The organism is Bacillus sp. ISL-77, from assembly GCF_018613105.1.
Genome location: NZ_JAGGQY010000018.1, coordinates 106,988 through 132,927, shown reverse-complemented (window position 1 = coordinate 132,927; position 25,940 = coordinate 106,988). Strand labels below are relative to the sequence as shown.

The window sequence follows — 25,940 nt, the reverse complement described above, 5'->3', positions numbered from 1 at the left end:
TTTTTTGGGCAGGTTGTTACTTTGCTAGACTCTGCTCAAATAGTAAACACGCTAAAAACACTGTAAAGGCACCGTAAAAATCCTTTAATTGGATTCCAGATTTATCGATGAATTTATCGATCCGGTATTGAAGTGTATTTCTATGAATATACAATTTTTTTGCCGTTAAGCTGGCATTTAAATTATTCTCAAGAAAGACTTTTATTGTTGAATACATCTCTGTGTCTTCAGTAAAGACCCCAAAGATTACTTGATTGACCATTTGTTTTAAATCAGCCGGCAAGTGAAAAGCTAAATAGGCTGGGAAAACACGCTCAAATGTAAAGATATTCAAGTGGGTCACAAGATTCGCAATCCCAAAAGAGAAGTATTCTTTCTCCTGAAGATATTTTGCGCGGAGTTGATTGGAAAAAGGATGGAACTTTCCGATAAAAAAAGAAATTTTTACATAAAAATCGCTTTCTACTGTTTCAGTCATTGAAATCAAATCTTCTTCTCTCAGAGCAATTGCGCTGCCTGCTTCAATGACAATACCTCGATTGCTGTTTTCCCAGATGACTATGACTTCTTCAGAAAAAAAACCTTTTAAGGCAGACTCAATTTCGCTTTGGTTCGTATCATCGCTGTTAAATTGAAACTGAATGAAACGAAGATACGTCTCAGGTTTACTAGTAGGGAGAGGACCATCCAATAATAAATAGGTATCCCATCCCTTCGCAGCGGAGTTGCTCGCAGGATTTTTATATTCAACTAATTGGTAAATTGTTTTAAGGAGGGTTAATTCCTTTTCAGTTACCACAGCTTTAGGAATGGCGATCCATTCGTTTTCAATCTCATTATAGAAGATATAAAATTGTTCAGAGGGATTTACTGGCTTAACTGGAAACAAAATGGAATTCTCATAAATAGACAACAATTTTTTTAACATGGTTGATTTCCCCGTTTTTTAATATTTACTTGATTCATTTATTATACCAGTAGTTGATAAAAGCAAGAAAATAATAAAGGCTAGCCTTTGTTAATGCGGGCTAGCCTATCATATATGGTGGTAATATCGATTAATCGCATTCATAGGGTGGTTGTTCTTCAAGGAACTCATGAGCTTCTTCGATATTAGTTGTATCATGGCGGGAATGAACGGCACCACCAGACATGCCTTCGTTAATCATACGGTCCACATCCATGAACACCTTATCTCTGCCTTCATAAGCAGAACCTAAATCCGTTACCTTGTCTTTTCCTTTATCCATAACCATCATCCCTTTCCGTAAACTATTTCTAGTTTGTGGAAAAGGTGAGTTTTCATACACTTTAAAGATCCCGGTATTACATTATTCATAAACATGGTAAAGCATCAGCTCATGGATTTGGCTTGATAATGCCTCGATCTCATCTCGTTCAGGCACATTTGTTGTCCATTCTATATTCCCTGTTTGATGATAAATTCCTGTGACTCTTTGCTTTTTATGATAAAAGGAAAAATTCCATCCCGGAATATTTTTATTTTCAAATAATGGCTTGAATTGAAAGTGCATTAACATCGTGAAATCCCCCTTTTAATTTACTTACTATTAGCTTAACTTGTTTGGGAGATTTTTTAAATAGAATTTTCTGTCAATTTTTTCATCAGATCTGAAAATTTGAGAGTTGGAAGAATAAGCGGCAAAGTTGCTCAATTTTCTTTTCTTCTATTTCGTGTTCGTCAAAGCTCATGGGTTTGGAATTTACCTCGTAAATATAGTACTGCCCCGTTTTACTTACCCCAGCATCGATGGAAAATTCACCAAAATAGCCAAATCGTTCAGATAATGCCCTTCCAATATAAGGGATAATTGTTTCGATAAATTGATCATGCTTTTCAGAATGCAAAATTTCATAGGGCAAGAGCCTCCCACCGGAGGGTATATGAGTAGTAATTCCTTGTTCTTGTGATTGCCTAATCCCAATCCCAGTTAAAATATACTTACCTTCATCTGCGTGGGCAAGGATACGAAAGTCGAAACGATTACCTTCGTATTCAGCTGATGTTATTTCCTCTTGGGCTAGGTAGTTTTTCTCAAGTAGCTCCTTGCCCCAGTTCTCCCAAAAATGATTAAAGGATTTATAAATTTCCTGAAGATAGATTCCTTCTAATTGAACCTTGGAAGAACCCATCAACTTTAAGCGGAAAATCCCTTTTCCTTTTGATGATTGCGCAGGTTTTAAATATATGCTTATTTGCTTCTGCAGAAAAGTGATCAAGTCCTTTTTTTGCTGGATGAGGATTGTTTGCGGCAAAAAGGTTTGCAAAAACGGATGGGTTTTAAGTAATTCATATAACGCAAATTTATCGATAAAACATGGATTGAAAAAAGGGATATTTTTCTCCTTTAAAATCGAAAAAAGGCGTTGGTATTGCTCATTTTGTTCTGACTTTCGGAAAGGAACCCGATTATAAACCAGGTTTGGATAGGGGAATATTTCCTTAACCCAGTGATTTTTATCTGGTGAATAGGTATAGCCAGTAATAAGATCTGAATCTACATCTTCCGGAGTAAAGACAAAGCTTATTCCATCAAGTGAAATAAGCTTCTTTTGTAATGCTATAAAAAGCGGGCCATTACCCGCAATAGAACCATTTGATTTTCTCGCTGACATAATACCAATCAGTGGCCCTGCTTGATTGGCTTTCATGTGAATAGCTCCTCTGGGTGTAATAATGATTGCTCAGTAAGAAAGACAGCAAATGCGATGGACAATTTTCGTGTTAGCAAATCAAAATCTTTCAATTCGGGATGAGCAAAGATGGTCCTTCCAGGTTTTGAATTTGCTTCAAAGAGCCAAACATCTCCATTTCGGTCGATACCTAAATCAAAACCAATCTCACCAATAATGCCTTCTACATTCCTATCCAAAGAACTGCTTAAAAGAAGGGCGGCATGGGAGAGTCTTTCTTTATACAAAGTACGTTCATCCCCTGAGAATATTTCTTCGAGCGTTTTAACATTACCACCGCTTCTTGTATGAGTGGTCACGCTGCCAGGGCCTGCAATTTTCGCTGCAATCGCTGATACATGCCAATTTCCCAGATCATCTTTATTCGTGTGGACGCGAAAATCAATTGGTCTTGATTCGCTTCTGAGTAAATTAATGCCCTGCTGTACCAACATTTTTTCAAGTGATTGATTGGCGAATACGATACCCATCAATCGTTCTAAACTTGAAAATCTTCGCAAACGATTTACACCACTTTCATCTTGGTAGCGGCAAAAGTAATCATCGGTGTGCTTGTCATATATTATTTGGTGAACACCTAAACCAAGACTGCCATTTTTAGGTTTAATAAAAACATGGCCATGGGTAGAAAGCATAGTCTCGATCGAGGAGAAGGACGTAAATGGCAGTGTTTCTGGTAGGAAGCTTGCAACTATGTCATCTTGAATAAGCCTTTCATGAATATCAAGCTTGTTAAAAAATCCCGGATTATACCAAGGAATAAGGTATTCCTTTTGCAAGCGGTCACGCACCTTAATTAATTTTGGGTTATTTTCACTTCTCCGATTGGGCAGCCGATCATAAATAACATTAGGAAAAGGCACTTCAACCGTCTCCCATGCATTATTTTGAAAAATGTACCCTTCTATGATTCCTTGGTCCCAATCAATATGCTGTTCTCCAAATACAAAAGGTAAAGCACCCACCATTTTATTAACGGATAGAAGTTTTGAAAAGAACAATGTTCTTTCACCAATAGGTTCCAAAGGTAGTGAGGTAAATCCCGCTGTGAAAATACCTACAAGTGGACCGATAATAAGACTATGATTATTGAAAAAGACATGCAGTGGAGTGTTGAAATTAGGAAAATGGAGTGCTTTTTGAATTTCTCTGCTTATCGAAACCCGGTCATCCTTATCAGGATGAGGGATAAAATCAACTTCTATGGATCTCGAACCAAAGGCAATCCTTGTGATCTCTTTATCTTTAAGAAATGATGGAGGACAGAAAACAACTAATTGATCATTTTGAGCAACTTCAATGAGATAATGTTTTCTCATAATAGCTCTTCCTTTCTTTTGAATCTATCAGGGTTAAGTGTTTCCCGTAAAGCAATGGCGCTAGGTTCAGAGAATCTTTAAGGTCTGGTTGAGTTTGCAAGAGCACTTTTCGCCCAGGTTTCGAATTTACATCCAGAATCCAGATTGAACCATTTTTCGCTATGCCAATATCTACTCCGAGTTCAAATAATGGTAAAAATGCATTTTCAAGAAGAGGAGGAAGATTGGTGAGAATGTATGTTAATTCTTGATTAATATATTCCCTAGTAGCAGGTGGGAGAGAAGGTGACCAATCGGCAAAGGGGAGGACGGTCCCACCAGCACTTAAATTTGATAAAATACCGCCAGTATTTCCTCTACGAATCCCTCTTCCTAATTCGCTCCATTTCCCATCCATATTTTTTTGCAGTAGGACGCGAATGTCGAAGGGCTGCAGTTGATTATTTGATAATTCAAGATAAGGTTGCAGTAAGTATTGACGATTACAAATGAGCGATTGTAACCACTGGGTTAGCTTCGTTTCATTTGGGAAAATCCGTGAAATAATCTTCTTTTGTTTTTCAGTTTTAACATGAAAGGATTTTTCATTTTTTTTCAAATAGTAAATGCCATTCCCTTGCGATCCGTTAATGGGCTTTAAAATAATCCTTTTCTTTGTTGTTAATTCATTTAATACGATGTTAGTATCGGAAACAGATTGAGTTACAGGTAAGTAAGCCGATAAAACTGTTTTTCTTAATTCTTCATAGAGTTCTAGTTTATTTGGCAGCCCATATCCTAAAAAGGTGATGTCAGTTCTGGTCTTTAGCCAAGATACAATCGGAATGCATTGTTTGGAATGCTCATCATCACCGTAAAAACAACGGTCATAAATAATCGCTGGAATGTGAAATTCACTGTCGACCCAGGATTTTGTAGTTGAATTAAATTTTTCCCCTTTTACTTGAAGTGTCAGCGGATCTATTTTTGAAGGGATGAAGCGGTAGCATTCCATCCCACAGGATTCTGCAAGGTTCGCGATTTCGTTTATATAGGACTGTTCACTTTCCATGCTAACTGTCATTATTCCAAATGCAATCAATTTAATGATCCTCCTTTACAATTGTAGATTCAAATGCAAGCAACGTACAAAATTGGATGAGCGCCTTAGCAGACGGCCTAATTTTTCCTAACCCATCCTCAAAGTTTTTAGAAGGTTTAGAGTTTACTTCTATTATCCACAGCTGTCCCTCTTGATCGACCCCGATGTCGATCCCTAATTCTCCGGTTATCCCTGTTGAAGAACCACTAATAGTCGAAGCCGTTTCAAGCGCTAATTCCTTCATAAGTGCAAGCACTTCTATCGATTTTTTATGGCCGAGACAAGTGTGTAGAACATTTAAGGGTCTGAGAATTCTTCCTCCCCTTGCAATGTTGGAAACGAACTCATTTTCCGATGCGACCCTTGCCACAATCGAGGTAACTTGCCAATGGTTGTTTAGATTTTTGTGACACAAGACTCTAAAGTCCACGGCACAGGATTCAAAAGTAACTAACTCAATCCCCTGTTGAACAATATAAAAGCGATTATGGAGTATTTGCTTTATAAGTTGGTGGACTTCATCTAAGAGATATTTATTTCTAGATCTATCGTTAAGAGCAGCGATAGAGGTTTGTAAAGAGAATTGGCTATCCTCTTCCTTTTTCAATTTCATAATATTTCTGCCTTGACTGCCATGAACTGGCTTGATAAATACCGTTTCAAATTCTTGAGTAAGTTCATATAAGTGTTCTTTTGTATAAATTTTGGTTTTGGGTAAAAACGGAAAGAGATGTTTCTCGTGAAATATTTGATTATACACTTCCCATTTTGAAAGAAAGCGTTCATTAAAAAGTGGAATCAGTAAGGTTTCAAGTCTTTTACGAAAATGTTTGAATGGCTCAGAGTGTTCAAGTTTGCGGGAATGGATTCGGTTGTAAATAACATCTGGTAAAGGATGTTCGAAGGGACTCCATTTCCCATTTATAAGGTAATACCCACGATTTAAAAATTGATCATAGGAAAAAACATAAAAAAAGCCGCCAGTCTCGGTAATTCCATGATGAAGCTCTTCGCAAAAAGCATGAATAGAACGAAAATGGGGTTCCTCTTCCTCATTTGAAGGGAAATCAGTTAAAAGTCCAATCACAGGCCCAAGCTCAAGTGTGAGTAAATCAGGCTGATAGATGGCCTGAAATTTATAGTCCTGAATGGGGAGACAAAAATCTTTTAAGATATTTTCGGGTATAAGCATCATATTTGGGTCCATTTCAATCGTTTTGACTTTTGTATTTATCGTCTTGTGTCCTAATTTGATATTTAAGTCAAGGTTATGATTCACTAGTAAATTGGTAAACAATTGGTTGGACATTTGCACAAAGCAGTCATTTTTATTTTTTTGTTTCATTGGTTTAATCGTAATTGGAGTTATTGGAAAAAACATAAGCATTCCTCAATTTCTACCTAGAGCTTATAGGCATTAGTTGATATAGTAATGTATGTAACATTAATCTAGATGGTGATATTAACATTCTCGCATTTAAGTGAATAGTTTGTTATAGTTGATTCGGAATAAAAAAGCGGAAGCGCCCGTTTAGCGGCGCTGGAGCTAGACATCATTAAAAAGGAGTGACACAAGTGGCAGTAAATTTATATGATTCCGCCTATGCGTTAGAAACAGCCATTCGTCAAAGTGAAGAATATACCCAACTACAGCAAGCTTATAAAGAGGTAAATGCTGATCCAGCAGCAAAACAGATGTTTGATAAGTTCCGTCAAATCCAAATGGACCTGCAACAGAAACAAATGATGGGGCAGGATATATCAGAACAAGAGGTCCAACAAGCACAATCAACCGTTGGACTCGTTCAGCAAAATGAAAAAATTGCTCGGCTTATGCAAGCGGAACAACGGATGAGCATGGTTATTGGGGAATTAAACAAAGTGATCATGAAGCCATTAGAAGACCTTTATGGAAAAATGTAAACTCAGTTAGAAAAGCCTTGGGAAAAGTGACCGAAGGCAGGTTGTCGAAAAACTTTCGATAGCCTTTTCTTTTATTCCCTTTCTTTAATAATTCACCGCGTTAATTTATAATAATAATATATAGGATTTTCAACTAGTCTGTTGATTTGCGCTCCAGGCGCTTCGCTTTCCGCGGGCGTGCCGGGGAGCCTCCTCGTCGCTTTGCTCCTGCGGGGTCTCCCCTGCCCCGTACTCCCGCAGGAGTCTGCGCGCCTTCCGCTCCAATCAACGGTGTAGTATTCAATTTAAGCTCTTCAACTCATCTAAAAAATACGCTCTTTTCTAAAAGAATGTTGCTTCTTAAACTCGCTCATAAAACACGAGATTCGCTCATAAAAGCTCATTATTCGCTCATTGAAACCCAATATTCGCTCATTGAAGGAAAAAGACGAATAATATATCATGAATGTTCAAATGTTGAAGTGTAATTTTACACAAAATATCCTTTTTAATTATCTGATCATTGATTTATAACAACATTATCTTCTAAAACAGCCAAAGAATATAAAGAATAAGTGTGAAATCAATGTTTAAGCCAAAATAGTTTTGCCAAAGTGAATATGAATTTGTGTCTATTGATGAACTTATATCAGAAGATTTAGTTGGGCTAGAAAAAGAATGTTGCAATGCTTTAGGTTAATTTGTCTCCCTGTTGATTGGAGTGGAGGGCACTCGACTCCTGCGGGACAGAGAGGTCACGGGAGACCCCGGAGGCGCCAAAACGCCGAGGAGGCTCCAGGACCTCCCCGCGGAAAGCGAGTGCCCGGAGCGGAAATCAACAGGCCAGTTAGCAGGGACAATCAATTAATAATTTCACCCATACCTAACGACTATGCTTTGGTCAATATGCCTGTAAGGTAAAGCTTCCGCTTTTCTGTTCTATAAATGCCTAAAAAATCATAAAAGTGATATAAAGGCTAATTCACCAAGAACAGGGGGCAACGTAATGATTTATCGCTTGCTTGCTTTAAATATTGATGGCACACTTCTTCAAACAAATGGAAAAATTCATAAATCAACAAAAGAAGCAATCGAATATGTTCAACAAAAAGGGATATATGTCACACTCGTTACATCAAGGAGTTTTCCTTCTACAAGGAAAGTAGCGAAGGCCTTAAAAATAAAATCACCATTAATCACTCATCAAGGCGCTTTTATTGCCAGTTCAGAGGACAAACCAATTTATGTGAAAAGGATAAATGAAGATATAACCTACGATACAGTAAGCTTTTTAGAGGCCCTGCCCTGTCAAATTCGTCTAGTCCACGAACAATTTTCATTAGCAAATAAATTAAAGATAAATAATAATTTGTTGGCTAAAACCGTTTTTACCTCAGGAGATCCAGTCTTCTATTCACAGCAATTTGTTTCATCACTATCGGAATATTTACATGACCAACCAGTGAGCCCGCCTAAGATTGAAGTATATTTTGAAGAAGAGAGTGACCTTCAAGATGCCAAAAAGGCGCTTAGAAAAATGTTTACAGAGATTGAATTGATTGAGCTTGACTCGTTACGGTTAGATATTGTACCCGTGGGTGTTTCAAAGTTATCAGGGTTATCCTACCTAGCGAGCCAACTTGGAATCCATCGAAAAGAAATGGTCTATATCGGTGATGGTCTAGATGATATTCCATTGCTTGAAGCCGTAGGTCTAGGAGTATCAATGTGGAATGCCGATTTCGAAGTAAAGAGAGCATCCGATTGGGTTACCAGATCAGAGAATGAACATGGTGTTGCATATATGGTCAAAGAACATTTTAGAAAGCAGCAGCCAATTGAGTTTTTAAGAAGGATGAACATTATCAAAAAATAATCCCAGAAAGATATCAGTGGCAGAGCCGTTGATATCTTTTTTTGTTTGAACTATTATCTAAATAATTTCCACTGTATTGATTTAACTTTCAGTGGGTATTCCTTTGCCTTTTTGACTGTGATAAGAAAAAGATTAGGTAATAGAAAATTCACTATATTTTAAAAACTTTTATTTATTTATCCCATCAATTCCCTATATAATGGAATTGATGAAAGAGGATGGGAGGGTTGGGCATGTCGATAAATTTTATTACCGATAAGGTGCATGTGAAGATTGCTGGCCGTGTTGCAACATTAGAAATGAATAGACCCGAAGCTTTAAACGCAATGGATCCAGATATGATTAGGGGGCTTGTCTGCAAGCTTAAAGAAATCAGTGAATCCGATGAAATTGATATTGTTGTAATAACCGGAAAAGGTAGAGCCTTTTCAGCCGGCGGTGATATTAAAACAATGATTTCTAGCATGAATGAAAATGAATTTTATCCAGTCATGGATAGCATTAGTGAGCTTATTATTACTCTTTATAGTATGCCGAAATTAACGATTAGCGCTGTATCAGGGGCAGCAGCAGGCTTGGGATTCAGCCTAGCATTAGCTACAGACCATATCATTGCCGAAAAGACTAGTAAGTTTGCAATGAATTTTATTGGAATTGGTTTGATTCCTGATGGAGGTGCCCATTTCTTTTTAGAGAAAAAATTAGGAGAAGCAAAAGCGAAACACGTAATCTGGGACGGTAAAATGATGAATGCTGCTGAGGCATTGGAGTTGGGGTTAATTGAAGAGGTAGCCACTGGAACGCTTCAGGAGACATTAGATGCTAGAATCGCAGATTGGTTAAGCAAACCGGTTCAAGCAATGATAAAAACAAAAAAAATATTGGCAGACATGAATCGTCCATATTTACTAAAAATATTAGAATTAGAAAAACTCTCCCAACAAAAAATGCGTGAAACGATTGACCACCAAGAAGGAATTCGAGCATTTATTGAAAAAAGGCCACCTAGATTTATAGGAAAGTAAACAAAGAAGCCACCCGGCTTCTTTGTTTTTTAGCCATTTTAAGAATGAAACAGTAATAATTTTCCACTTGGCGAGGTGCAGCGATGTGTACATTCTAATAAGTTTTTTTCAGTTAACATCTTTTCGGCTAATTCTTTTGCAGCCTCATCATGTTCAGCCTGAATAGATTCGTCTAAAATCTTTTCTCCATTGGTTTCAAATGCTGTTAATTTATAAGTCTTCATTCCACCAACCCCTTAATAAACTAATGTTACTTAATATTTTCACATAATTAAAAAAAAAGCGCAAAAAGAAAGTGAAACAATTTTGTGTAATATTCGTAATTAAATGGAGAGGAGTGTGTGAAATGGGTCTGATACTTGAACATGTCACGAAAAGGTTTGGAGATTTTGCTGCTGTTGACGATTTATCTTTAGAAATACCCGAGAAAGAAATGTTTGGCTTTTTAGGGGCAAATGGAGCAGGAAAAACAACGACATTCCGTATGATCTTAGGTCTACTCGATTCTAGCGGTGGAAAGATTACATGGGACGGGAAGCCGATTGATTATTCTTCGAGTCACTTAGTCGGCTATCTTCCGGAGGAGCGAGGCTTGTATCCAAAACTAAAAGTCCGTGACCAAATTGTCTATTTAGCAAGATTAAGAGGGATGCGAAAGACGGAGGCACTTGCAGAATTAAGGTCATGGCTTGAGCGATTTAAAATTCAAGAGTATGAGAATAAAAAAGTCGAAGAACTTTCCAAGGGGAACCAACAGAAAATTCAATTCATTGCTGCTGTCGTACATAAACCGAAATTATTAATTCTCGATGAGCCATTTAGCGGGCTTGACCCGGTAAATGTGGAAATGCTGAAGGAATCAGTTTTATCCTTAAAAGAAAGTGGAGCAACCATCGTGTTTTCGAGTCACCGGATGGAACATGTAGAAGAAATGTGTGAGCATCTTTGCATTTTACACAAAGGAAGTCCAGTGGTCCATGGTTCATTAAAAGAAATAAAGCGGTCGTTTGGTAAAAAGAACTTGGTTATTCATGCTGATTTTTCGTTAGATTCCTTAAAAAGTTATCCTGGAGTTGTTAAGTCAAAACCTACTATGGAAGGAATTCATCTACAAATTGAAGGAGAGTACATAGCCGAAAAAATTCTTAAAGAGATAGTAAATCAAGGGTTTATTCGGAAATTTGCTCTTGAAGAGCCTTCTTTAAATGATATTTTTATTGAGAAAGTAGGTGACTCTTATGAATAGTTTTTGGATTATTTTGTTCCATACTTATATAAACAAATTAAAAACAAAATCCTTTATCATCACAACCCTTTTAACAGTTGTAATCGTCTTAGTCTTAACTAACTTATCAAATATCATTGATATATTTGATAAAAATGATGGGAAAGAAATGGTTGTTGTTTTAGATGAAACAGGACAATTATACAAACCATTGGAAAAACAAGTTAGATCAATTAATAAAAATATTAAACTGTCTCTTTACGAGGGCAGTGAAGCTGAAGCTGAAAAAGCGGTAGAAAAGGGAGATTATCAAGGAATTCTTCTGCTCAGTTTCAATGATGAAAAACTGCCAGAAGCACAATTTAAAGCCATGAGTATGGCTGATTCAGCCTTGTTTACTGATCTTCAAACGAGCCTCCAGCAATTAAAAACAATGCTCGCAGCTTCTCATATCAATCTGACACCCGTCCAGCTTCAAAAGCTTTATGAACCCGTTTCTTTTGAGAAAATTGCCCTTGAGAAGAACGCAAAAACAGAGGAGGAATTAAATCAAGCAAGGGGTCTTGTCTACGTCCTGCTATTTATCATTTATTTTTCAGTTATTATGTATGCAAATATGATTGCGATGGAAGTTGCGACAGAAAAATCTTCAAGGGTAATGGAAATCTTAATATCAAGTGTCTCACCGATTAAGCAAATGTTTGCAAAAATAATCGGAATAGGTCTTTTAAGCCTGACACAACTTGCTGTATTTCTCTCTGTAGGCTATTTCTCGTTTAAACAGAATATGGAATCCTTAAAAGAAGGTTTTTTTGGTGTATATGGTTTTGGTGATATCCCTGGAGATACGATCGTGTATGCGGTCATTTTCTTTATTCTAGGCTATTTTCTTTATGCCACACTTGCAGCATTTCTCGGGTCACTTGTCAGCAGAATTGAAGATGTTCAGCAAATGATTACGCCAATGACCATGCTCGTTGTTGCTGGATTTATGATTGCTATGTTTGGCTTGGGAAAGCCTGATGCACCGTTCATCACGATAACATCTTATATACCGTTCTTTACACCAATGATCATGTTTCTGCGTGTTGGAATGTTGACAATTCCGGTCTGGGAGGCTCTATTAGGAATAGCTATCCTGGTAACAACTATTATTTTCTTAGCGATATTTGGGGCTCGCGTATATCGTGGCGGAGTCTTAATGTATGGACAGTCAAACTCCTTTAAAGATATTAAAAAAGCATTACAGTTAACTAAGAAAGAATAAAGGTGAACTTGAGTTTTTACCTAGGGTAAAAGTTTTAGCTTTTACCCCAGGTAAAAGCTCTTTATTTTTTCATCCTACTATTAACAAGAACGTGCATTCGTATTTCAGAGGTGCTACAATGGAGAAAAGATGAGGAAAGGAATTTTTTATGAAAAAGATAACGTTTATTCATGCAGCTGATCTGCATTTGGACAGCCCGATGGTTGGATTAAAGTATTTGCCTCATAATATCTTTTTACGAGTGAAAGAAAGTACGTTTACAGCCTTAAAAAAGGTTACGGCAGCTGCGATTTACCATCAGGTCGACTTCGTTATATTAGCAGGCGATTTGTTCGATGGTGAGGACCGCAGCTTGCGGGCACAATCCCGCTTTCGGACCGAGATGCTTAAGCTTGCAGAAAAAGAAATTCCTGTTTATATCGTCCATGGTAATCATGATCATTTAAACGGGTCCTGGGTTCACCTCGACATGCCACCAAATGTACATGTTTTTAATAATGAGGTAGGAACCAAAGTTTTACATACAAAGAGCGGAGAAATCATCCATCTATATGGCTTTAGTTATCCAACGAGACATGTCTATGATAGAAGAATAGATGATTATATAAAGAAAGAAGGAGCCGACTTCCATATCGGAATTCTTCATGGAAATGAGAGTTCTGGGGTTGAGCATGATAACTATGCTCCATTTACAGTTAGTGATTTGCTTCGAAAAGATTTTGATTATTGGGCATTGGGCCATATCCATAAAAGAACGATCCTATCTGATAAACCGCCGATCATTTATCCAGGCAATATCCAAGGTAGAAATAAGAAAGAAACAGGAGTAAAAGGAATTTATCATGTATCGTTAACCGAACTTGATCTGAAAATGACCTTTTTAGAAACAGCTGATATTATTTGGGAAGAAGCAGTGGTTGATGGATCTTCAGCCAGAAGTTTTCATGAACTATTACAATTATGCCAAACTCAAATCAATAGTGTAAGGAAGGAACAGAAGGGGACGCTATTATCTCTTGTTTTGAAAAATATTCAATTAGACGATGAACGGGAAAAAAGAAGCGTCGATGCCGAACTTTTAGAGCTTCTCTTAGAGGATGAAAAAGATGAGAAATCATTTGTTTGGGTTGTCGACTTAACCATCACAGTTAGTCAGCAAATAGATAAAGAACAAATGAAAAGGGACGCTAATTTTTATGCAGAGCTCTTTGAAACCATTGACCATTATGACGATGTGGAGCATGCTTTGGCTCCATTGTACGAACACCATTTAGGGAGAAAATATTTAGCTCAGTTTACGGCTGCAGAGCAAAAAGAACTAGTCGGAAAAGCAGAGAAGTTGCTTATACAATTACTTTATCAAGCTTAGGGAAGGTGTGAGGGAGATTTGAAAATCCTCGAACTACACATATACGGGTATGGCCAATTAGAGAATGTCCAAATTACCAACCTTCACGATTTTCAAGTTTTCTATGGAGAAAATGAAGCTGGTAAGTCCACAATTATGGCCTTTATCCATGGTATCCTATTCGGTTTTCCTACAAAACAACAATCATTAGTGCTCCGATATGAGCCAAAACATAGTACCAAATACGGAGGAAAAATTAGAATATATCATGAAAGTCACGGCGGGGCTGTGATTGAACGTGTTAAAGGAAAAGCTGCCGGCGATGTCAAGGTCGCTTTGGACAATGGTAGGATGGGCGGCGAGGAATTACTTAAAGAATTAACTGGAAACTTTGATAAAAGCTTATTTCAAGCTATTTTTTCTTTTAATTTGCATGGTTTGCAAAATATCCATCAAATGAAAAGTGAAGAGATAGGGAAATTCCTATTTTCCGCTGGAACATTAGGAACTGAAAGGTTGTCAAAAACAGAAGGTTTCCTGCAAAAAGAGTTAGACGCGCGCTTTAAGCCTTCAGGAAAGAAACCTTTATTAAATGAAAAGTTACAAGCACTTCATGAAATCAATGAAGAATTGAAAATAGCAGAAGCAAAAAATAAAAATTATTCAAATCTAGTAGAAAAAAAAGAGATGCTCCAGGAAGAACTAACCGGAATAAACAGGTCTATACAGGAGCTTGGGGCAATGATTGAAAAACTAAATGAATGGAAAAGGATCGAATCCACCGTCAAGGATGAAAAGTGGACATCGAAGGAGCTAAAGGAACTAGGAGAGATTGGGTTTCCGGCACGTGGTATTGAACGGGTCGAAAACATAAATCAACTCATCCATCCTTATCGTGCGGAGATTAACAGTATGACCGAAAGAATTGGAATTTTAAAAAAAGAAATAGCGATGATTCAGCCAGACCATTCTTTTCTAAAAAACGAGCCGGCTCTTCTTTCCTTGCTTGACCAAGTCCCGCTCTATGAGCAATTAAAGCAGGAGAAACTGAAATGCGAAACGAAACTTTTAGCTATTGAAGAAGAGCTTTCTATAACTAAAGAAAAGCTTCATTTAAATTTAAATGAGGAAAATATCTTTTCTATTAATACAAATATTTATATGAAAAACCAAGTTGATGTAGTTTCTCGGAAAGTTCAAAGGCTAGAAGAAGTAAAGGAAGAATTAGAAAATCAATATCAAGAAGAAAAAGGCAATTTAGAAGAAATAGAAAAAGAGGTCCGACTAACAGAGAGACATGTTCTAACTGTACAGGAACGGTTGCGGCTTGAAGAGAAGTTAACTTCGGGAAATGATAAGAAGAGCATAGAAGGAGAACTAAGGGCCTTACAAGATAAAATAGAATTCTACCATCAGGTAAATGAACGAGATAAAGTAGCTTCAGTCAAGCAAGAGAAGCAGAAGAAACATCAGTTATATCTTTTTGAGTTTATTCTAGCTGCAGTTACACTTTATGGCATACTTTCAAAGCAATGGTTTTTAGTTACTTTAGGTTTACTAGGGTGTAGTTTAATAGCCATTTTTATGACTAAAAGGAAGAAGCAATCGAAGGAAGTAGACTTAAATCAAACATTAAACGGTTTACGAGAAAAGGAAAAAGAGTTAACGAAAATACTCCACTCAGCTGAATATATCGAAATAACAAATTTTGAGGAGCAGTTAGAGCTTGATAACCAGAGGAAAGAAGAACTGCAAATAGTAAAAATGAAGTTAAAGCAGCAGCAAGCTCAATATGAAAAGGTCATTGCAAAATTTGAACAATGGGAATTGGAGTCAGCTCAAAATAAAGAAAAGCTGTTATCCATTAGCAATGAATTAAGGATTCCTGAATATATTGCAAATTCCTTTTTACTAGAAGCATTTGAACTAATTGAACACTATAAGTTGATTTATAGAGAGAAAAAACAATTACATTCAAGAATTGAGCAAATAAATCAGCAGCAGGAAAAAATAATAAAGAGTCTCCATCATTTTGAGAAGCTTTATTTAAATGAAAAAGGTTTAGATTTGTATAATGCTGCCTATGTATTGCGAAACAAGTTGAAAGAAGAACATGGCAAGCTAATAACGAGTCAAGAGAGACTAGCTAAGCTTACCGACCTTGAAGCTGATTTAAGGCAAAAGTCTCAGGAGTTGACTCATCTGCAATCAGAATATAAAAAACTTATCTCTTCTGCACAGGTGGAAACGGAGCACCAATTTTATGAACTTGGAGCAAAGGCAGAAAAGAAAGTAAAGCTGACTGAAAGATTAGAATCATTGCAGAGCCAACTACAATATTCGATTCTCTCTGAACAGGAACGGGAAAACTTCCTCCAAATGCGACCTAGTGATGAATTACTGACTGAATGTAATCAGGAGGTCCAATTATTACAAGCAAAATTAAAAAAAATTCTGGAAGAACAAGCTTCCATTAAATATGAAATTCAAGTCCTAGAAGAGGGGGGCATTTATTCAGATATTCTCCATCACTACAAGCAGAAAAAATTTGAATTGGAAGAGGCAGCGAAAGAGTGGTCCGTCTATTGTTTAGCACAAGAGATCCTCTCAGATACGATTGAAAAGTATAAAAATATTCATTTACCAATGATGCTCTCCAAAGCAGAGGAATATTTATTGTTTCTCACTGATGGCAACTATCATAGGATTCACTTACAGGACACAGGATCGGGTTTTTTAGTTGAGCGCAAGGATCGTACTATATTTGAAGCAAATGAACTAAGCCAAGCGACAACCGAACAATTATACGTAGCCATACGACTTGCCTTTGCAGTTACGTTATATGAGAAACATCTGCTCCCAATTATTATTGATGATAGTTTTGTAAATTTTGATGCAAATAGAACAGAAAAAGTGATAGAACTACTAAAAGGGCTGGAGCGAAATCAACTATTATTTTTCACTTGTCATAAACATTTGCTTCCACATTTCCCAAGGGAAAATGTTCTTTTTTTAGAAAAAGGTGCTGTTCAGATAATTTCATAGAGTGATAATTGGATATGTTATACTCTTACTAGTGGAAAGGACGTGAAATTATGGGTAAAGGAATATTAAAGCATGAAGTAGGGGAACAGGTGGAACTTTTTTTATTAATAAAAAGTTCTACTAAAGGAATTGCAAGTAATGGCAAACCTTTTTTAACACTAATTCTCCAAGATAAAAGTGGGGAAATAGAAGCAAAGCTTTGGGATGTTAATGAAGAGGATGGAAAGAGTTATGCACCACAAAGCATTGTAAAAATACAAGGTGATGTGCATAGTTATCGAGGGAAAAGTCAACTTAAAATCCGTCAAATTCGCCGTACTGGGCCGTCAGATGGCGTAAAATTGGATGACTTCTTAGAGACCGCTCCACTAAGCCAAGAAGAAATGTCAGGCAAACTCACTCAGTATATTTTTGAAATGAAAAATCCTAATATCCAAAGAATTACACGACATTTAATTAAGAAGCACCAGGAGGCTTTTTTAGAGTTTCCAGCAGCAACTAAAAATCATCATGAGTTTGTGTCAGGACTTGCATATCATGTTGTCAGTATGCTTGATCTGGCCAAATCAATTGCCATGCTTTATCCAAGCCTTGACAAGGATTTACTCTATGCAGGGGTTATTTTACATGATATGGGTAAAGTATTGGAACTATCCGGTCCCATTTCGACGGTCTACACGATTGAAGGGAATCTGCTTGGGCATATTACGATCATGATTAATGAAATAGGCAAAGCAGCTGAAGAACTCGGTATTTCTGGGGAAGAAGTCCTTATTCTCCAACATCTTGTTCTAAGTCATCATGGAAAAGCAGAATGGGGCAGTCCAAAACCGCCAATGATTAAAGAAGCTGAGATTTTACATTATATCGATAATCTTGATGCAAAAATGAATATGCTTGACCGTGCATTAGAAAGAGTGAAGCCAGGTGAATTTACCGAGCGAATTTTCGCCTTGGATAATCGTTCCTTTTATAAGCCAGTTTTTCATAAATAAAATAACCCTCTTTTGGGTTATTTTTTTTGCTTTAAAAGGTAATATGAATAATTTCATTTTAAGGGAATATCATTTAGTAAAGGTGGACAACCACTAAGAAAGGAGCAAGAAAAATTGACTATTCCTATTTGGGTATATGCTGTTGTGGTTGGTATTGTAGTGAGTGCACTAATGGCACTGAAAACAGGAAGAGAAGAGCGACTAATGGAAATGGAAAACATTGAGCAGGAAGGCGAGATCTATATGAAACGCCTGGAGAGAGAAAAGGAATTGAAGGAAGAACTTAAAGAAGAACTTAAGGCAACTGGTGAATAATAAAAGCGGAAGCGCCCATAGGAGGCGTTCCGCTTTTTTCATTTCTTATTGTGCAGCAGTTGCTGCTCCTGTTTGTGGGTTAAGTGCGTCTTTTAAGTCTTTATCACTAACCTTTACATCTGCAGCTTTAAGTTCACGTTCCATAGCTTTATTAATTTCTTCAGTGGTTAATTTAGAAGATTTTACTTGTGTTTCAATTTCGTCCTTCATTTCTGCGTATGGTTTTTTCTCTTTTTTGTCAGTTAATTGGATAATATGATAACCAAATTGTGATTTTACTGGAGCACTAATTTCATTGACTTTTAAAGCATATGCAGCTTTTTCGAAGTCAGGATCCATCTTTCCAGTTCCAAACCAACCTAAGTCCCCGCCGTTTGCTTTAGAGCCTTCATCTGTTGAATACTGTTTTGCCATATCTTCAAATTTCGCTCCACCATCAAGCTTTTTCTTCACTTCATTTGCTGTTTTTTCATCAGCAACAAGGATATGACGAGCCTTTATTTCAGGTTGATAAGTAGCGTAGTAATCCTTTAATTCCTTTTCAGTTACCTTAACGCCTTTCATCGCAGCTTTTTCCTGCATCATGCCGAGCTTCATCGTTTTCTTCAAGTCATCTTCGCTTTTATAACCATATTGTGCAAGCGTAGATTCAAAATTTGCACCAAGATCTGTTTTTAATTGGTCGATTTTCGCATTTAATTCCTTATCAGTAACCTTGTATTTCTTAGATAGAACTTTTTCATATACAAGCTGCTGAAGGGCTTGGTCCCCGTATTTATCCTTCATTGTGTTGTAAAGTTCTTCTTGCGTAACGTTACCAACTTTGCTCTCTGCCACTGTATCAGATCCGCTTTGATTACATGCAGTTAATGCAAGTACTCCACCAGCCAATGAAAGGGCTAATAACCATTTTTTCATGATGAAATCTCTCCTAAACAGTAAATTCTTGTCCACAAACTCTACTATAACATAAATGGGAACTACTGCAAAAATTATAACGATGTTTATTTTTTGAAATTTATAAAAAAGGCAACCTAAAAATCATTTCAAAAAAAGTGGGAAGTGCCTAAACGAAATGAATACGGTTTGAATAGTATATCGTAGTAAATGAAAAAGGAGGTATTACGATGAGCCATGGATATGGAGCGGGCTTTGCTCTAATTGTAGTACTTTTCATACTATTAATTATTGTCGGGGCTTCTTGGATTTGGTAAGACCAAATTAAACATTTATGAATGGAGGTAAATATATGTCTGGTGGAGCAGGTTACGGTGGAGGATTTGCCTTAGTGGTTGTCCTATTCATTTTATTAATTATCATTGGAGCTTCTTGGGTTTATTAATAAACGTACCAAACTAAAAGCGATGAGAAATGCTCTCATCGCTTCTATTTTTAATGAATACAAATCCCTTCGTTCGCTAAGCGTTCTAATTGGATTATGTATATAAAATTTCCAAATATGAAGAGATCAGAAGAATCGTAATTAGGATATTAATGGTACGAAACACCTTATGTTGGCTTTCTTCAGGAATTTCTTTTTGGATACAGAGTGAATTGGTCATTTTATTTACATAAAACAAGATAAAAATAGCGAAGACAATAAAAATGGAGATCATCAATGATTCCCTCCCTGATGTTCGTGTTATGATTAATACAATATCAAAAATCACCCAAAAAAGATAGTCAAAAAGAATGGAAGAATGTTAGGCTCTTAATGGATGCTTTAACCATTTATATTCTGTCTGGAACTACTAATTAATAATTTTACCTGTTATTATTAAAAATGGTTTACCCAATGTTTTAAAAGGTTAATAATAAACATATAAAAATGTTAAAGTTCTGAAAAGAGGGCATAGGATGAATGAATATGAATTACTGGAAAGAATAAACTTGCTTGAATATCATCAAAAGCTATTATTAAAATTGCTTAATGATCCCAAGCTTGAATTATATAAACTAATAATTGAAAATGGGATTACCGAACAGGAAATAGAGAAATTTTATTCTTTATGTGAAAAAATGAACCTAAAAATGGAAGAACAAAAAGCGGAGGGGTATGTTTACTTCCATCCGCTTTTTCATGAATTATCTGTATCATTACCATCTACGCTAAATATAAGAGAAGTAATTAACGCGTGTTTAACGCAAAAGCTTTACTTACCTCTTTTTCAAGAGATGGTAAAGTACTTATAATACAATATTAAACGAGTTCTTGTTCAGTATTTTTTGATTTTCTTAGCTTACCATCCTCTTCAACAAACCTACTTTCAATATTATGAAATGAACGTTCAAAGATTTCCATGAAATCTTCCCCATAAATGTTACGGACGATCGCCATCATTTCAACAATCTCTGGAAACTTGCCGTATAAGTCACGAAGCGGCAAAGCACCAGAAAATACAGCATTGCCATTTGGCTCATAGGTTTCCATTAGTTGAAGTAAAATCTCGTCACCCTTTTCAGTAAGCTGGATATAAGTATTACGTTTGTCATTTTCCTTTTTTGAAAATTGAAGCAAACCTCGTTCTTCTAACTTTTTCGAAAAGTTAAATGCTGTTGAAACATGCATAACCCCGAACTTGGCCACATCCGATATAGAAGCCCCATTTAAATGGTAAGCAATCCATAGAATATGATGTTCATTAATATTTAAATCAAAAGGCTTTATCCATTGCTGCCAATCTTTCTCAATCGATTTCCACAAGGCTTTACTTAATTGTGCAACTCTCTGAGTAAAAATCATCGCTTCCTTCATTGAATATTGTTTTTCAGTCATCCCCATTTTCACCCACTTTATATTTCTCTATTTTCATTATGCCAATAAAGTAAAAATTAATAAAGTATAAATTCACAAAATTTTTAAAAATTCGAATAATATCCTATTGAATTTTAAAAAAATATGCATATTCTTGAAAAGAATCATATTTTTTGACTAGATCCACCGAAAAATAGCAACATTTAGAAAATTCACTCTAGAATTTTATTAAAGAAAAGTTCCCATTCATCCCTTTTTTTAACTTATAGACCTTGTTCATAGGAATGGACGCCTAAACATATAAATAGTTACAACAAATGGTCGAATTTTTGAAACTAAATAGGGGGATAAGATAGATGAAGCTTGCTGCAACCCTTTTTTTTATTTTTGGTGCGATCCTTTTATTAGGAGCAATTAAATATTTTTTAAGATTAACAAGCCCCGGTGTATATCCACCTAAACAAATATTAAAGAAAAGAACATTTGCATTAGCTGGAGGTGGAGGGATTTGTCTGGTAATTGCTGTAATGATCACCTATTTTTTATAGAAAGTATATTAAGAAAAGAACCCCTCTGGGTTCTTTTCTTAAAAAGGATCCCGTTCATTATTTTTGAATGACGGAAGGTGTTGTTAATTTAGTTCGCTTAACAATTGATTGAGCTACTGGATACAAAATAACCATTGTAACGGTATTGAGTGCAATGGCCGGCAAAACACCTGCTGCAAATAGTGCGGTAAAAGACATAGGTAAGCCTACAAGATAGAATGCTGATGTTAAAAAGATTGTCCCTGAAACAGCAGTTCCAACCGCAGTTAAGACGGCAACACTTACAATAGAGTTTCGGTATTTTTTTAAGGATAAAAATAAACCGAGGAAGACCAAAGCAGTGATGGGCTTATCAATGATATTTGGAATTTGTCCACCTGGAAATCCAGTTGTTAATGCAGACAATACTCCGGTCACAATAGACAAGAGCAAGACACTCTTTATCTCAGGAATAAGGATTATTCCTAAAAACATCATAGCAAGCATCATGTCAGGTTTAATTCCAAGAAAACTTGGCATTACCGTATGCAAGACCACCCCAATCCCCGCTAATAGGGCTAAAATTACAATGTTCTTCGTATTCATTTCTCTTCTCTCCTCTGCTATACTAATCTATTTGTTCCTCCTGCAGTGCTCTAGTTGCCTGCAGCGAAAAACCTGCTTTCATTATAACATAATTATATAATAATAATAAAGATATAATTTTCAGACAATTAAAAATACATCAGTTTTACACTTGATTGTTAATATTTGCAGCCATTTCTTCTAACATTTGGAAAGTATATTCACTTTGATTACTTTTCCATATAGCTCCAAATCCGTCCCCTTTTCCATAACGCGGAAGTAAATGCATATGATAATGAAATACGGATTGACCGGCATGTTCACCATTATTATTTAGCGTATTTAATCCAATCGGTTCAAATTCTTTTTTTAAGGCATTCGCAATGGCAGGGACCACTTCAAAAAGGTTCCTGGCAATTTCTGGAGTTAGTTCAAATAAGTTTTCCTTATGTATTTTCGGAATAACTAATGTATGTCCTTTTGTTACCTGTGTAATATCCAAAAAGGCTAATACATGCTCATTCTCAAAAACTTTTGCGGATGGAATTTCTCCATTAACAATTTTACAAAAAATACAATCGCTCATTACATACACGATCCCTTCTGATTGGTTTGTATTATTTTACCATACAAACTCCAAAAAGAAAAAGGCAGGATCCGCATGGAATCCTGCCCTCTCGAAGGGGAATTGCTTCAAAAGGTACGTTCAATAGGAGTGTTCTTTGATAAACACCTCATTTTTCATAGAGTGTTTTTTATAAAGAGACATTATTGTTCAAGCTGACCATCCCCTATAGTGTTTTTATATGTTTTCCCAACTTATAAAAACAGGTAGCGATCTGCGGTAAACACCTCATTTAATGTTTATTTTTTTAAGATAAACAGTTACTTGGTGTTACTAGAACTCAAAATGGTTCCTGTGCACTTTGTACAAAACAACCATCCCCTTATCTGAAACGGATTGGAAGCTCACTTATTTGAAATGTAAATTGTCTTTGACAGACACCTCATCTCAAGTTTTGATGAATCGCTTCATCGAAGTAAGTTATTTCCCCTTCGAATATTATGATGTCCGATGTGAAAAGAAATATACAAAAAAAAGATAAAAAATTGAATTTCTATTTTTATCAAGGACAATTTGTTAAAATAATAAAATAATCGTGCTTAGGAAGGACGTTGCAAATGTCTTTATTAATGATCGAAAATCTTGTCGGTGGATATACCCGAAACCCTGTCTTAAAAGATGTTTCCTTTGAAGTAAAGGAAAAAGAAATCGTCGGCCTTATTGGATTAAATGGGGCGGGCAAAAGTACAACCATAAAACACATTATTGGATTAATGGAACCACACCGTGGTGCAGTAAAAATAAATGGACAAACCTTTACAGAAAATAAAGAAGCTTATCGTAAATTGTTTACGTTTGTTCCAGAAACCCCGGTTTTATATGAAGAATTGACCCTTGAGGAGCATTTGAAACTTACGGCAATGGCATACGGTCTTGATGAGGCCACTTATAAAGAGCGTATTACATCATTGCTGACAGAATTTCGTATGGAAAAGCGTTTAAAGTGGTTTCCTGCCCATTTTTCTAAAGGCATGAAACAAAAGGTAATGATTATGTGTGCATTTTTAATTCAGCCGTCTCTATATATTGTTGATGAACCTTTTGTCGGGCTTGACCCGCTGGGTATTCAATCTCTACTTGATTTAATGAAAAAAATGAAAGATAACGGTGCAGGTATTTTAATGTCCACTCATATTTTGGCCACTGCGGAAAAGTATTGTAATCGATTTGTGATCTTGCATGAAGGAAAAATACGTGCAAAAGGGACGCTTGAGGAGTTGAGGGTGCAATTTTCCATGCCAGCTGCTTCTTTAGATGATTTGTATATTCAATTAACAAAGGAAGAAAATTATGTTTGATGAAAAAAAGCTTTGGAAAGACCGAGCTAGCAGTCGTATTAAAGATTTAGGCAGGTATTTACGCTATATTTTCAATGGGCATCTGGTCGTTGTTTTATTGTTTTTAATTGGAACGGCCTCATTTTATTATCAAAAGTGGATTGAAACCCTTTCAGATGGTTTTCCTGCAGAAATAATTATCGCTGTATTGATTGGTATCTTGTTAACCTATAGTCCTGTTTACAATTTCCTGCTTGAAGCCGATCAGGTGTTTATACTCCCGCTTGAGGATAAATTAAAAGGATATTTTCTTCGTTCAGGAGGAGCGAGTCTTGTTTTTCAAGGGTATCTTCTCCTTATGGTGTTGGCAGTTTTGATGCCAATGTATGCCCAAATAAGTAGTACTGGCTTCCGTTCATTTATCCCCTTTCTAGTTATACTTTTGGCCTTAAAGGCTTGGAATTTAGCAACTAGCTGGCGAATCGACTATTTCGTACAATCTTCTATCCATAGATGGGACAACTTTGTTCGCTATTTAATAAATGCAACTTTTACATATTTGTTATTTAAACAAGCGAGTATTTTTATCCTATTGCTAATTGTGGTAGTTTATATTTTTTATTACTTTTACTTTTATGTTCAAACTAAGAAAATGGGCCTTAAATGGGATTTATTAATTAATCAAGAAGAGAAAAGGATGGCGTCCTTCTACCGGCTGGCAAATATGTTTACAGACGTACCAAAATTAAGGGATACGGTAAAAAGAAGAAAATGGTTAGATTTATTCATTAACCGAATTGCCTTTTCCCGAGATAAGACCTATCAATATTTGTTTTCGAGAGCCTTTTTACGGTCATCTGATTATCTAGGACTCTTTACGCGCTTAACAGTAATTGGTGCACTTGCGATTTATTTTATTGCTTTTGGGATAGGTCAAATTTTACTTGGAATTTTATTCTTATATTTAACGGGTTTTCAGCTTCTTCCACTTTGGAATCATCATCAAAATAAACTATGGGTAGACTTATATCCTGTGGAACAAAAATATAAAACAGGAGCATTTTACTCTTTATTAATGACCATTTTAGCGATCCAAGCAGTCATCTTTTCATTATTTATATTGTTTAAAGGTGATTTGTTCATATCGTTGCTATCTTTAGGTGCTGGACTTGTTTTTAGCTATGTTTTTGTTTATTTTTACGCTAGTAAACGATTGAAATCATAATCGGAAATCCCCTTTTAAATCATAGAAGGGGATTTTTTTGAAACTATTGGGCGGAGAACTTCGTATGTATGCATATTATTATTGTGGAGGGGTTGCCAATGAACGAGTATGAATTAAAGGTTTTTGAGGAAGTCGAAGAGTGGAAACGAAAATTAACGAGACGTTCAGGGATGATGAACCGATTATCGAAAAAAGCTCAAGTGAAAATAAATGAATTAATTCCTGAAAAGGTTCATGAGGTAATGACAGAAAGTATCAAAGCAATGGTAAAAGCAACGTTATTCGGCTCGCAGGTGACAACAAATAAGGATCAGGCATGTGGGTTAACGCTTGCTGAAAGAGATGAATTGGCAGCTAAAAAAATCACTGCCTTTCAAAAGACAGCGATGATTGAAGGTGCGGGGACTGGTGCTGGTGGTATTTTGCTTGGACTTGCTGACTTTCCGTTACTGCTTTCCATTAAGATGAAATTTCTATTTGAAGCAGCATCCATCTATGGGTTTAATACAAAGGAATATGCAGAAAGACTTTTTATTCTTCATGTTTTTCAGCTTGCATTTTCAAGTGAGGACATACGTAAGAGTACACTAGATGAAATTGAAAACTGGGAGAATCGAAAGCGGGTTCTTGTGGAAATGGATTGGCGCAAGTTTCAGCAGGAGTATCGGGATTATATCGACTTAGCTAAAATGCTCCAACTAGTCCCGGGCATTGGAGCTTTTGTCGGTGCTTATGCCAATCACAATCTCCTTAAGCATTTAGGAGAAACAGCTATGAATGCCTATCGATTAAGACTACTGCAAAAATCCCCTGACCCAATTTGAGTTCAGGGG

29 protein-coding genes are annotated in these 25,940 nt (G+C 36.3%); 16 read left to right on the top strand and 13 right to left on the bottom strand.

Annotated elements, in window-relative coordinates; genetic code table 11:
* Positions 1–16 precede the first annotated feature (16 nt).
* The 7 genes from J7E77_RS07075 to J7E77_RS07045 form a co-directional block, all read right to left on the bottom strand.
* Positions 17–928, bottom strand: coding sequence for a PucR family transcriptional regulator (locus tag J7E77_RS07075; protein ID WP_214713249.1), 912 nt, complete (start codon positions 926–928; stop codon positions 17–19).
* A 130-nt stretch (positions 929–1,058) separates the two neighbouring features.
* Positions 1,059–1,250 (bottom strand): hypothetical protein, encoded by a 192-nt coding sequence (locus J7E77_RS07070; protein WP_214713369.1) that lies wholly within the window; start codon positions 1,248–1,250, stop codon positions 1,059–1,061.
* Between the two features lie 81 nt (positions 1,251–1,331).
* On the bottom strand, positions 1,332–1,541 hold the full coding sequence (locus J7E77_RS07065) for a YheE family protein (RefSeq protein WP_088085981.1): 210 nt from the start codon (positions 1,539–1,541) through the stop codon (positions 1,332–1,334).
* 85 nt (positions 1,542–1,626) lie between these two features.
* Positions 1,627–2,673, bottom strand: coding sequence for a YheC/YheD family endospore coat-associated protein (locus J7E77_RS07060; RefSeq protein WP_214713248.1), 1,047 nt, complete (start codon positions 2,671–2,673; stop codon positions 1,627–1,629).
* A complete protein-coding gene (locus J7E77_RS07055) occupies positions 2,670–4,034 on the bottom strand; it encodes a YheC/YheD family endospore coat-associated protein (protein WP_214713247.1) in 1,365 nt (454 codons plus the stop codon). Before J7E77_RS07055 ends, J7E77_RS07060 begins: the two co-directional genes overlap by 4 nt.
* The gene (locus J7E77_RS07050) at positions 4,012–5,115 is read right to left on the bottom strand and encodes a YheC/YheD family endospore coat-associated protein (protein WP_214713246.1); all 1,104 of its coding nucleotides are present in this window, start codon (positions 5,113–5,115) and stop codon (positions 4,012–4,014) included. Before J7E77_RS07050 ends, J7E77_RS07055 begins: the two co-directional genes overlap by 23 nt.
* Position 5,116: 1 nt before the next feature.
* Positions 5,117–6,496 (bottom strand): YheC/YheD family endospore coat-associated protein, encoded by a 1,380-nt coding sequence (locus tag J7E77_RS07045; RefSeq protein ID WP_214713245.1) that lies wholly within the window; start codon positions 6,494–6,496, stop codon positions 5,117–5,119.
* Positions 6,497–6,690: 194 nt separating this feature from the next.
* On the opposite strand from J7E77_RS07045, the gene J7E77_RS07040 reads away from it, so the two are divergent.
* The 3 genes from J7E77_RS07040 (at position 6,691) to J7E77_RS07030 (ending at position 9,918) form a co-directional block, all read left to right on the top strand.
* A complete protein-coding gene (locus J7E77_RS07040) occupies positions 6,691–7,038 on the top strand; it encodes a YlbF/YmcA family competence regulator (protein ID WP_168242412.1) in 348 nt (115 codons plus the stop codon).
* A 985-nt stretch (positions 7,039–8,023) separates the two neighbouring features.
* Positions 8,024–8,893, top strand: coding sequence for a Cof-type HAD-IIB family hydrolase (locus tag J7E77_RS07035; RefSeq protein ID WP_214713244.1), 870 nt, complete (start codon positions 8,024–8,026; stop codon positions 8,891–8,893).
* A 233-nt stretch (positions 8,894–9,126) separates the two neighbouring features.
* Positions 9,127–9,918: an enoyl-CoA hydratase gene (locus J7E77_RS07030; RefSeq protein ID WP_214713243.1), complete on the top strand. Its 792-nt coding sequence runs from the start codon at positions 9,127–9,129 to the stop codon at positions 9,916–9,918.
* Positions 9,919–9,956: 38 nt separating this feature from the next.
* Here the strand turns inward: J7E77_RS07030 and J7E77_RS07025 are convergent, their stop codons facing one another.
* Positions 9,957–10,142: a YhzD family protein gene (locus J7E77_RS07025; RefSeq protein ID WP_214713242.1), complete on the bottom strand. Its 186-nt coding sequence runs from the start codon at positions 10,140–10,142 to the stop codon at positions 9,957–9,959.
* A gap of 122 nt (positions 10,143–10,264) precedes the next feature.
* On the opposite strand from J7E77_RS07025, the gene J7E77_RS07020 reads away from it, so the two are divergent.
* The 6 genes from J7E77_RS07020 (at position 10,265) to J7E77_RS06995 (ending at position 18,113) form a co-directional block, all read left to right on the top strand.
* Positions 10,265–11,164, top strand: a complete 900-nt coding sequence (locus J7E77_RS07020; RefSeq protein ID WP_214713241.1) for an ABC transporter ATP-binding protein — start codon at positions 10,265–10,267, stop codon at positions 11,162–11,164.
* Positions 11,157–12,410: an ABC transporter permease gene (locus J7E77_RS07015; protein WP_214713240.1), complete on the top strand. Its 1,254-nt coding sequence runs from the start codon at positions 11,157–11,159 to the stop codon at positions 12,408–12,410. Before J7E77_RS07020 ends, J7E77_RS07015 begins: the two co-directional genes overlap by 8 nt.
* Positions 12,411–12,558: 148 nt before the next feature.
* A complete protein-coding gene (locus J7E77_RS07010; RefSeq protein ID WP_214713239.1) occupies positions 12,559–13,779 on the top strand; it encodes a metallophosphoesterase family protein in 1,221 nt (406 codons plus the stop codon).
* Between the two features lie 18 nt (positions 13,780–13,797).
* A complete protein-coding gene (locus J7E77_RS07005; protein ID WP_214713238.1) occupies positions 13,798–16,803 on the top strand; it encodes an AAA family ATPase in 3,006 nt (1,001 codons plus the stop codon).
* 50 nt (positions 16,804–16,853) lie between these two features.
* Complete coding sequence (yhaM, locus tag J7E77_RS07000) at positions 16,854–17,798, top strand: 3'-5' exoribonuclease YhaM (RefSeq protein ID WP_168242419.1); 945 nt, start codon at positions 16,854–16,856, stop codon at positions 17,796–17,798.
* A gap of 114 nt (positions 17,799–17,912) precedes the next feature.
* A complete protein-coding gene (locus J7E77_RS06995) occupies positions 17,913–18,113 on the top strand; it encodes a sporulation YhaL family protein (protein WP_168242420.1) in 201 nt (66 codons plus the stop codon).
* 45 nt (positions 18,114–18,158) lie between these two features.
* Here the strand turns inward: J7E77_RS06995 and J7E77_RS06990 are convergent, their stop codons facing one another.
* Positions 18,159–19,031 (bottom strand): peptidylprolyl isomerase, encoded by an 873-nt coding sequence (locus J7E77_RS06990; protein ID WP_214713237.1) that lies wholly within the window; start codon positions 19,029–19,031, stop codon positions 18,159–18,161.
* Positions 19,032–19,240: 209 nt separating this feature from the next.
* Between J7E77_RS06990 and J7E77_RS06985 the strand changes: the two genes are divergently transcribed.
* Positions 19,241–19,327, top strand: coding sequence for a YjcZ family sporulation protein (locus tag J7E77_RS06985; RefSeq protein ID WP_214713368.1), 87 nt, complete (start codon positions 19,241–19,243; stop codon positions 19,325–19,327).
* A gap of 35 nt (positions 19,328–19,362) precedes the next feature.
* The gene (locus tag J7E77_RS06980; protein WP_066251949.1) at positions 19,363–19,455 is read left to right on the top strand and encodes a YjcZ family sporulation protein; all 93 of its coding nucleotides are present in this window, start codon (positions 19,363–19,365) and stop codon (positions 19,453–19,455) included.
* Between the two features lie 94 nt (positions 19,456–19,549).
* Here the strand turns inward: J7E77_RS06980 and J7E77_RS06975 are convergent, their stop codons facing one another.
* Positions 19,550–19,729: a hypothetical protein gene (locus J7E77_RS06975; RefSeq protein ID WP_214713367.1), complete on the bottom strand. Its 180-nt coding sequence runs from the start codon at positions 19,727–19,729 to the stop codon at positions 19,550–19,552.
* Between the two features lie 241 nt (positions 19,730–19,970).
* Here J7E77_RS06975 and J7E77_RS06970 point away from each other — a divergent pair, with 241 nt between their 5' ends.
* Positions 19,971–20,306 carry a DUF1878 family protein gene (locus J7E77_RS06970; protein WP_214713236.1) on the top strand — a complete coding sequence of 112 codons (336 nt, stop codon included), beginning with the start codon at positions 19,971–19,973 and terminating at the stop codon, positions 20,304–20,306.
* Positions 20,307–20,313: 7 nt separating this feature from the next.
* Here J7E77_RS06970 and J7E77_RS06965 read toward each other — a convergent pair whose 3' ends face one another.
* Positions 20,314–20,889: an HTH-type transcriptional regulator Hpr gene (locus J7E77_RS06965; RefSeq protein WP_088090333.1), complete on the bottom strand. Its 576-nt coding sequence runs from the start codon at positions 20,887–20,889 to the stop codon at positions 20,314–20,316.
* Positions 20,890–21,224: 335 nt separating this feature from the next.
* On the opposite strand from J7E77_RS06965, the gene yhzF reads away from it, so the two are divergent.
* Positions 21,225–21,416, top strand: coding sequence for a membrane protein YhzF (gene yhzF / locus J7E77_RS06960; protein ID WP_168242423.1), 192 nt, complete (start codon positions 21,225–21,227; stop codon positions 21,414–21,416).
* Between the two features lie 57 nt (positions 21,417–21,473).
* On the opposite strand, the gene J7E77_RS06955 is transcribed toward yhzF, so the two are convergent.
* Together J7E77_RS06955 and J7E77_RS06950 are read right to left on the bottom strand one after the other, a co-directional pair.
* Entirely contained in the window at positions 21,474–22,001 is a 528-nt protein-coding gene (locus J7E77_RS06955) for a tryptophan transporter (protein WP_088086002.1), read from the bottom strand.
* Positions 22,002–22,146: 145 nt separating this feature from the next.
* Complete coding sequence (locus tag J7E77_RS06950; RefSeq protein ID WP_214713235.1) at positions 22,147–22,566, bottom strand: HIT family protein; 420 nt, start codon at positions 22,564–22,566, stop codon at positions 22,147–22,149.
* A 596-nt stretch (positions 22,567–23,162) separates the two neighbouring features.
* On the opposite strand from J7E77_RS06950, the gene J7E77_RS06945 reads away from it, so the two are divergent.
* From J7E77_RS06945 to J7E77_RS06935, 3 genes are all read left to right on the top strand, one after another.
* A complete protein-coding gene (locus tag J7E77_RS06945; protein WP_214713234.1) occupies positions 23,163–23,903 on the top strand; it encodes an ABC transporter ATP-binding protein in 741 nt (246 codons plus the stop codon).
* Positions 23,896–25,107: an ABC transporter permease gene (locus J7E77_RS06940; RefSeq protein ID WP_214713233.1), complete on the top strand. Its 1,212-nt coding sequence runs from the start codon at positions 23,896–23,898 to the stop codon at positions 25,105–25,107. Before J7E77_RS06945 ends, J7E77_RS06940 begins: the two co-directional genes overlap by 8 nt.
* Before the next feature lie 98 nt (positions 25,108–25,205).
* A complete protein-coding gene (locus tag J7E77_RS06935; RefSeq protein WP_214713232.1) occupies positions 25,206–25,931 on the top strand; it encodes an EcsC family protein in 726 nt (241 codons plus the stop codon).
* The last annotated feature ends 9 nt before the right edge of the window (positions 25,932–25,940 follow it).

Excerpts from the sequence above, each read along its gene's own strand:
- J7E77_RS07075 (WP_214713249.1), bottom strand. The coding sequence starts at position 928 with ATGTTAAAAAAATTGTTGTCTATTTATGAGAATTCCATTTTGTTTCCA.
- J7E77_RS07070 (WP_214713369.1), bottom strand. The coding sequence starts at position 1,250 with ATGGATAAAGGAAAAGACAAGGTAACGGATTTAGGTTCTGCTTATGAA.
- J7E77_RS07065 (WP_088085981.1), bottom strand. The coding sequence starts at position 1,541 with ATGTTAATGCACTTTCAATTCAAGCCATTATTTGAAAATAAAAATATT.
- J7E77_RS07060 (WP_214713248.1), bottom strand. The coding sequence starts at position 2,673 with ATGAAAGCCAATCAAGCAGGGCCACTGATTGGTATTATGTCAGCGAGA.
- J7E77_RS07055 (WP_214713247.1), bottom strand. The coding sequence starts at position 4,034 with ATGAGAAAACATTATCTCATTGAAGTTGCTCAAAATGATCAATTAGTT.
- J7E77_RS07045 (WP_214713245.1), bottom strand. The coding sequence starts at position 6,496 with ATGTTTTTTCCAATAACTCCAATTACGATTAAACCAATGAAACAAAAA.
- J7E77_RS07035 (WP_214713244.1), top strand. The coding sequence starts at position 8,024 with ATGATTTATCGCTTGCTTGCTTTAAATATTGATGGCACACTTCTTCAA.
- J7E77_RS07030 (WP_214713243.1), top strand. The coding sequence starts at position 9,127 with ATGTCGATAAATTTTATTACCGATAAGGTGCATGTGAAGATTGCTGGC.
- J7E77_RS07025 (WP_214713242.1), bottom strand. The coding sequence starts at position 10,142 with ATGAAGACTTATAAATTAACAGCATTTGAAACCAATGGAGAAAAGATT.
- J7E77_RS07020 (WP_214713241.1), top strand. The coding sequence starts at position 10,265 with ATGGGTCTGATACTTGAACATGTCACGAAAAGGTTTGGAGATTTTGCT.
- J7E77_RS07015 (WP_214713240.1), top strand. The coding sequence starts at position 11,157 with ATGAATAGTTTTTGGATTATTTTGTTCCATACTTATATAAACAAATTA.
- J7E77_RS07010 (WP_214713239.1), top strand. The coding sequence starts at position 12,559 with ATGAAAAAGATAACGTTTATTCATGCAGCTGATCTGCATTTGGACAGC.
- yhaM (WP_168242419.1), top strand. The coding sequence starts at position 16,854 with ATGGGTAAAGGAATATTAAAGCATGAAGTAGGGGAACAGGTGGAACTT.
- J7E77_RS06990 (WP_214713237.1), bottom strand. The coding sequence starts at position 19,031 with ATGAAAAAATGGTTATTAGCCCTTTCATTGGCTGGTGGAGTACTTGCA.
- J7E77_RS06985 (WP_214713368.1), top strand. The coding sequence starts at position 19,241 with ATGAGCCATGGATATGGAGCGGGCTTTGCTCTAATTGTAGTACTTTTC.
- J7E77_RS06980 (WP_066251949.1), top strand. The coding sequence starts at position 19,363 with ATGTCTGGTGGAGCAGGTTACGGTGGAGGATTTGCCTTAGTGGTTGTC.
- J7E77_RS06975 (WP_214713367.1), bottom strand. The coding sequence starts at position 19,729 with ATGATCTCCATTTTTATTGTCTTCGCTATTTTTATCTTGTTTTATGTA.
- J7E77_RS06970 (WP_214713236.1), top strand. The coding sequence starts at position 19,971 with ATGAATGAATATGAATTACTGGAAAGAATAAACTTGCTTGAATATCAT.
- J7E77_RS06965 (WP_088090333.1), bottom strand. The coding sequence starts at position 20,889 with ATGACTGAAAAACAATATTCAATGAAGGAAGCGATGATTTTTACTCAG.
- yhzF (WP_168242423.1), top strand. The coding sequence starts at position 21,225 with ATGAAGCTTGCTGCAACCCTTTTTTTTATTTTTGGTGCGATCCTTTTA.
- J7E77_RS06955 (WP_088086002.1), bottom strand. The coding sequence starts at position 22,001 with ATGAATACGAAGAACATTGTAATTTTAGCCCTATTAGCGGGGATTGGG.
- J7E77_RS06950 (WP_214713235.1), bottom strand. The coding sequence starts at position 22,566 with ATGAGCGATTGTATTTTTTGTAAAATTGTTAATGGAGAAATTCCATCC.
- J7E77_RS06945 (WP_214713234.1), top strand. The coding sequence starts at position 23,163 with ATGTCTTTATTAATGATCGAAAATCTTGTCGGTGGATATACCCGAAAC.
- J7E77_RS06940 (WP_214713233.1), top strand. The coding sequence starts at position 23,896 with ATGTTTGATGAAAAAAAGCTTTGGAAAGACCGAGCTAGCAGTCGTATT.
- J7E77_RS06935 (WP_214713232.1), top strand. The coding sequence starts at position 25,206 with ATGAACGAGTATGAATTAAAGGTTTTTGAGGAAGTCGAAGAGTGGAAA.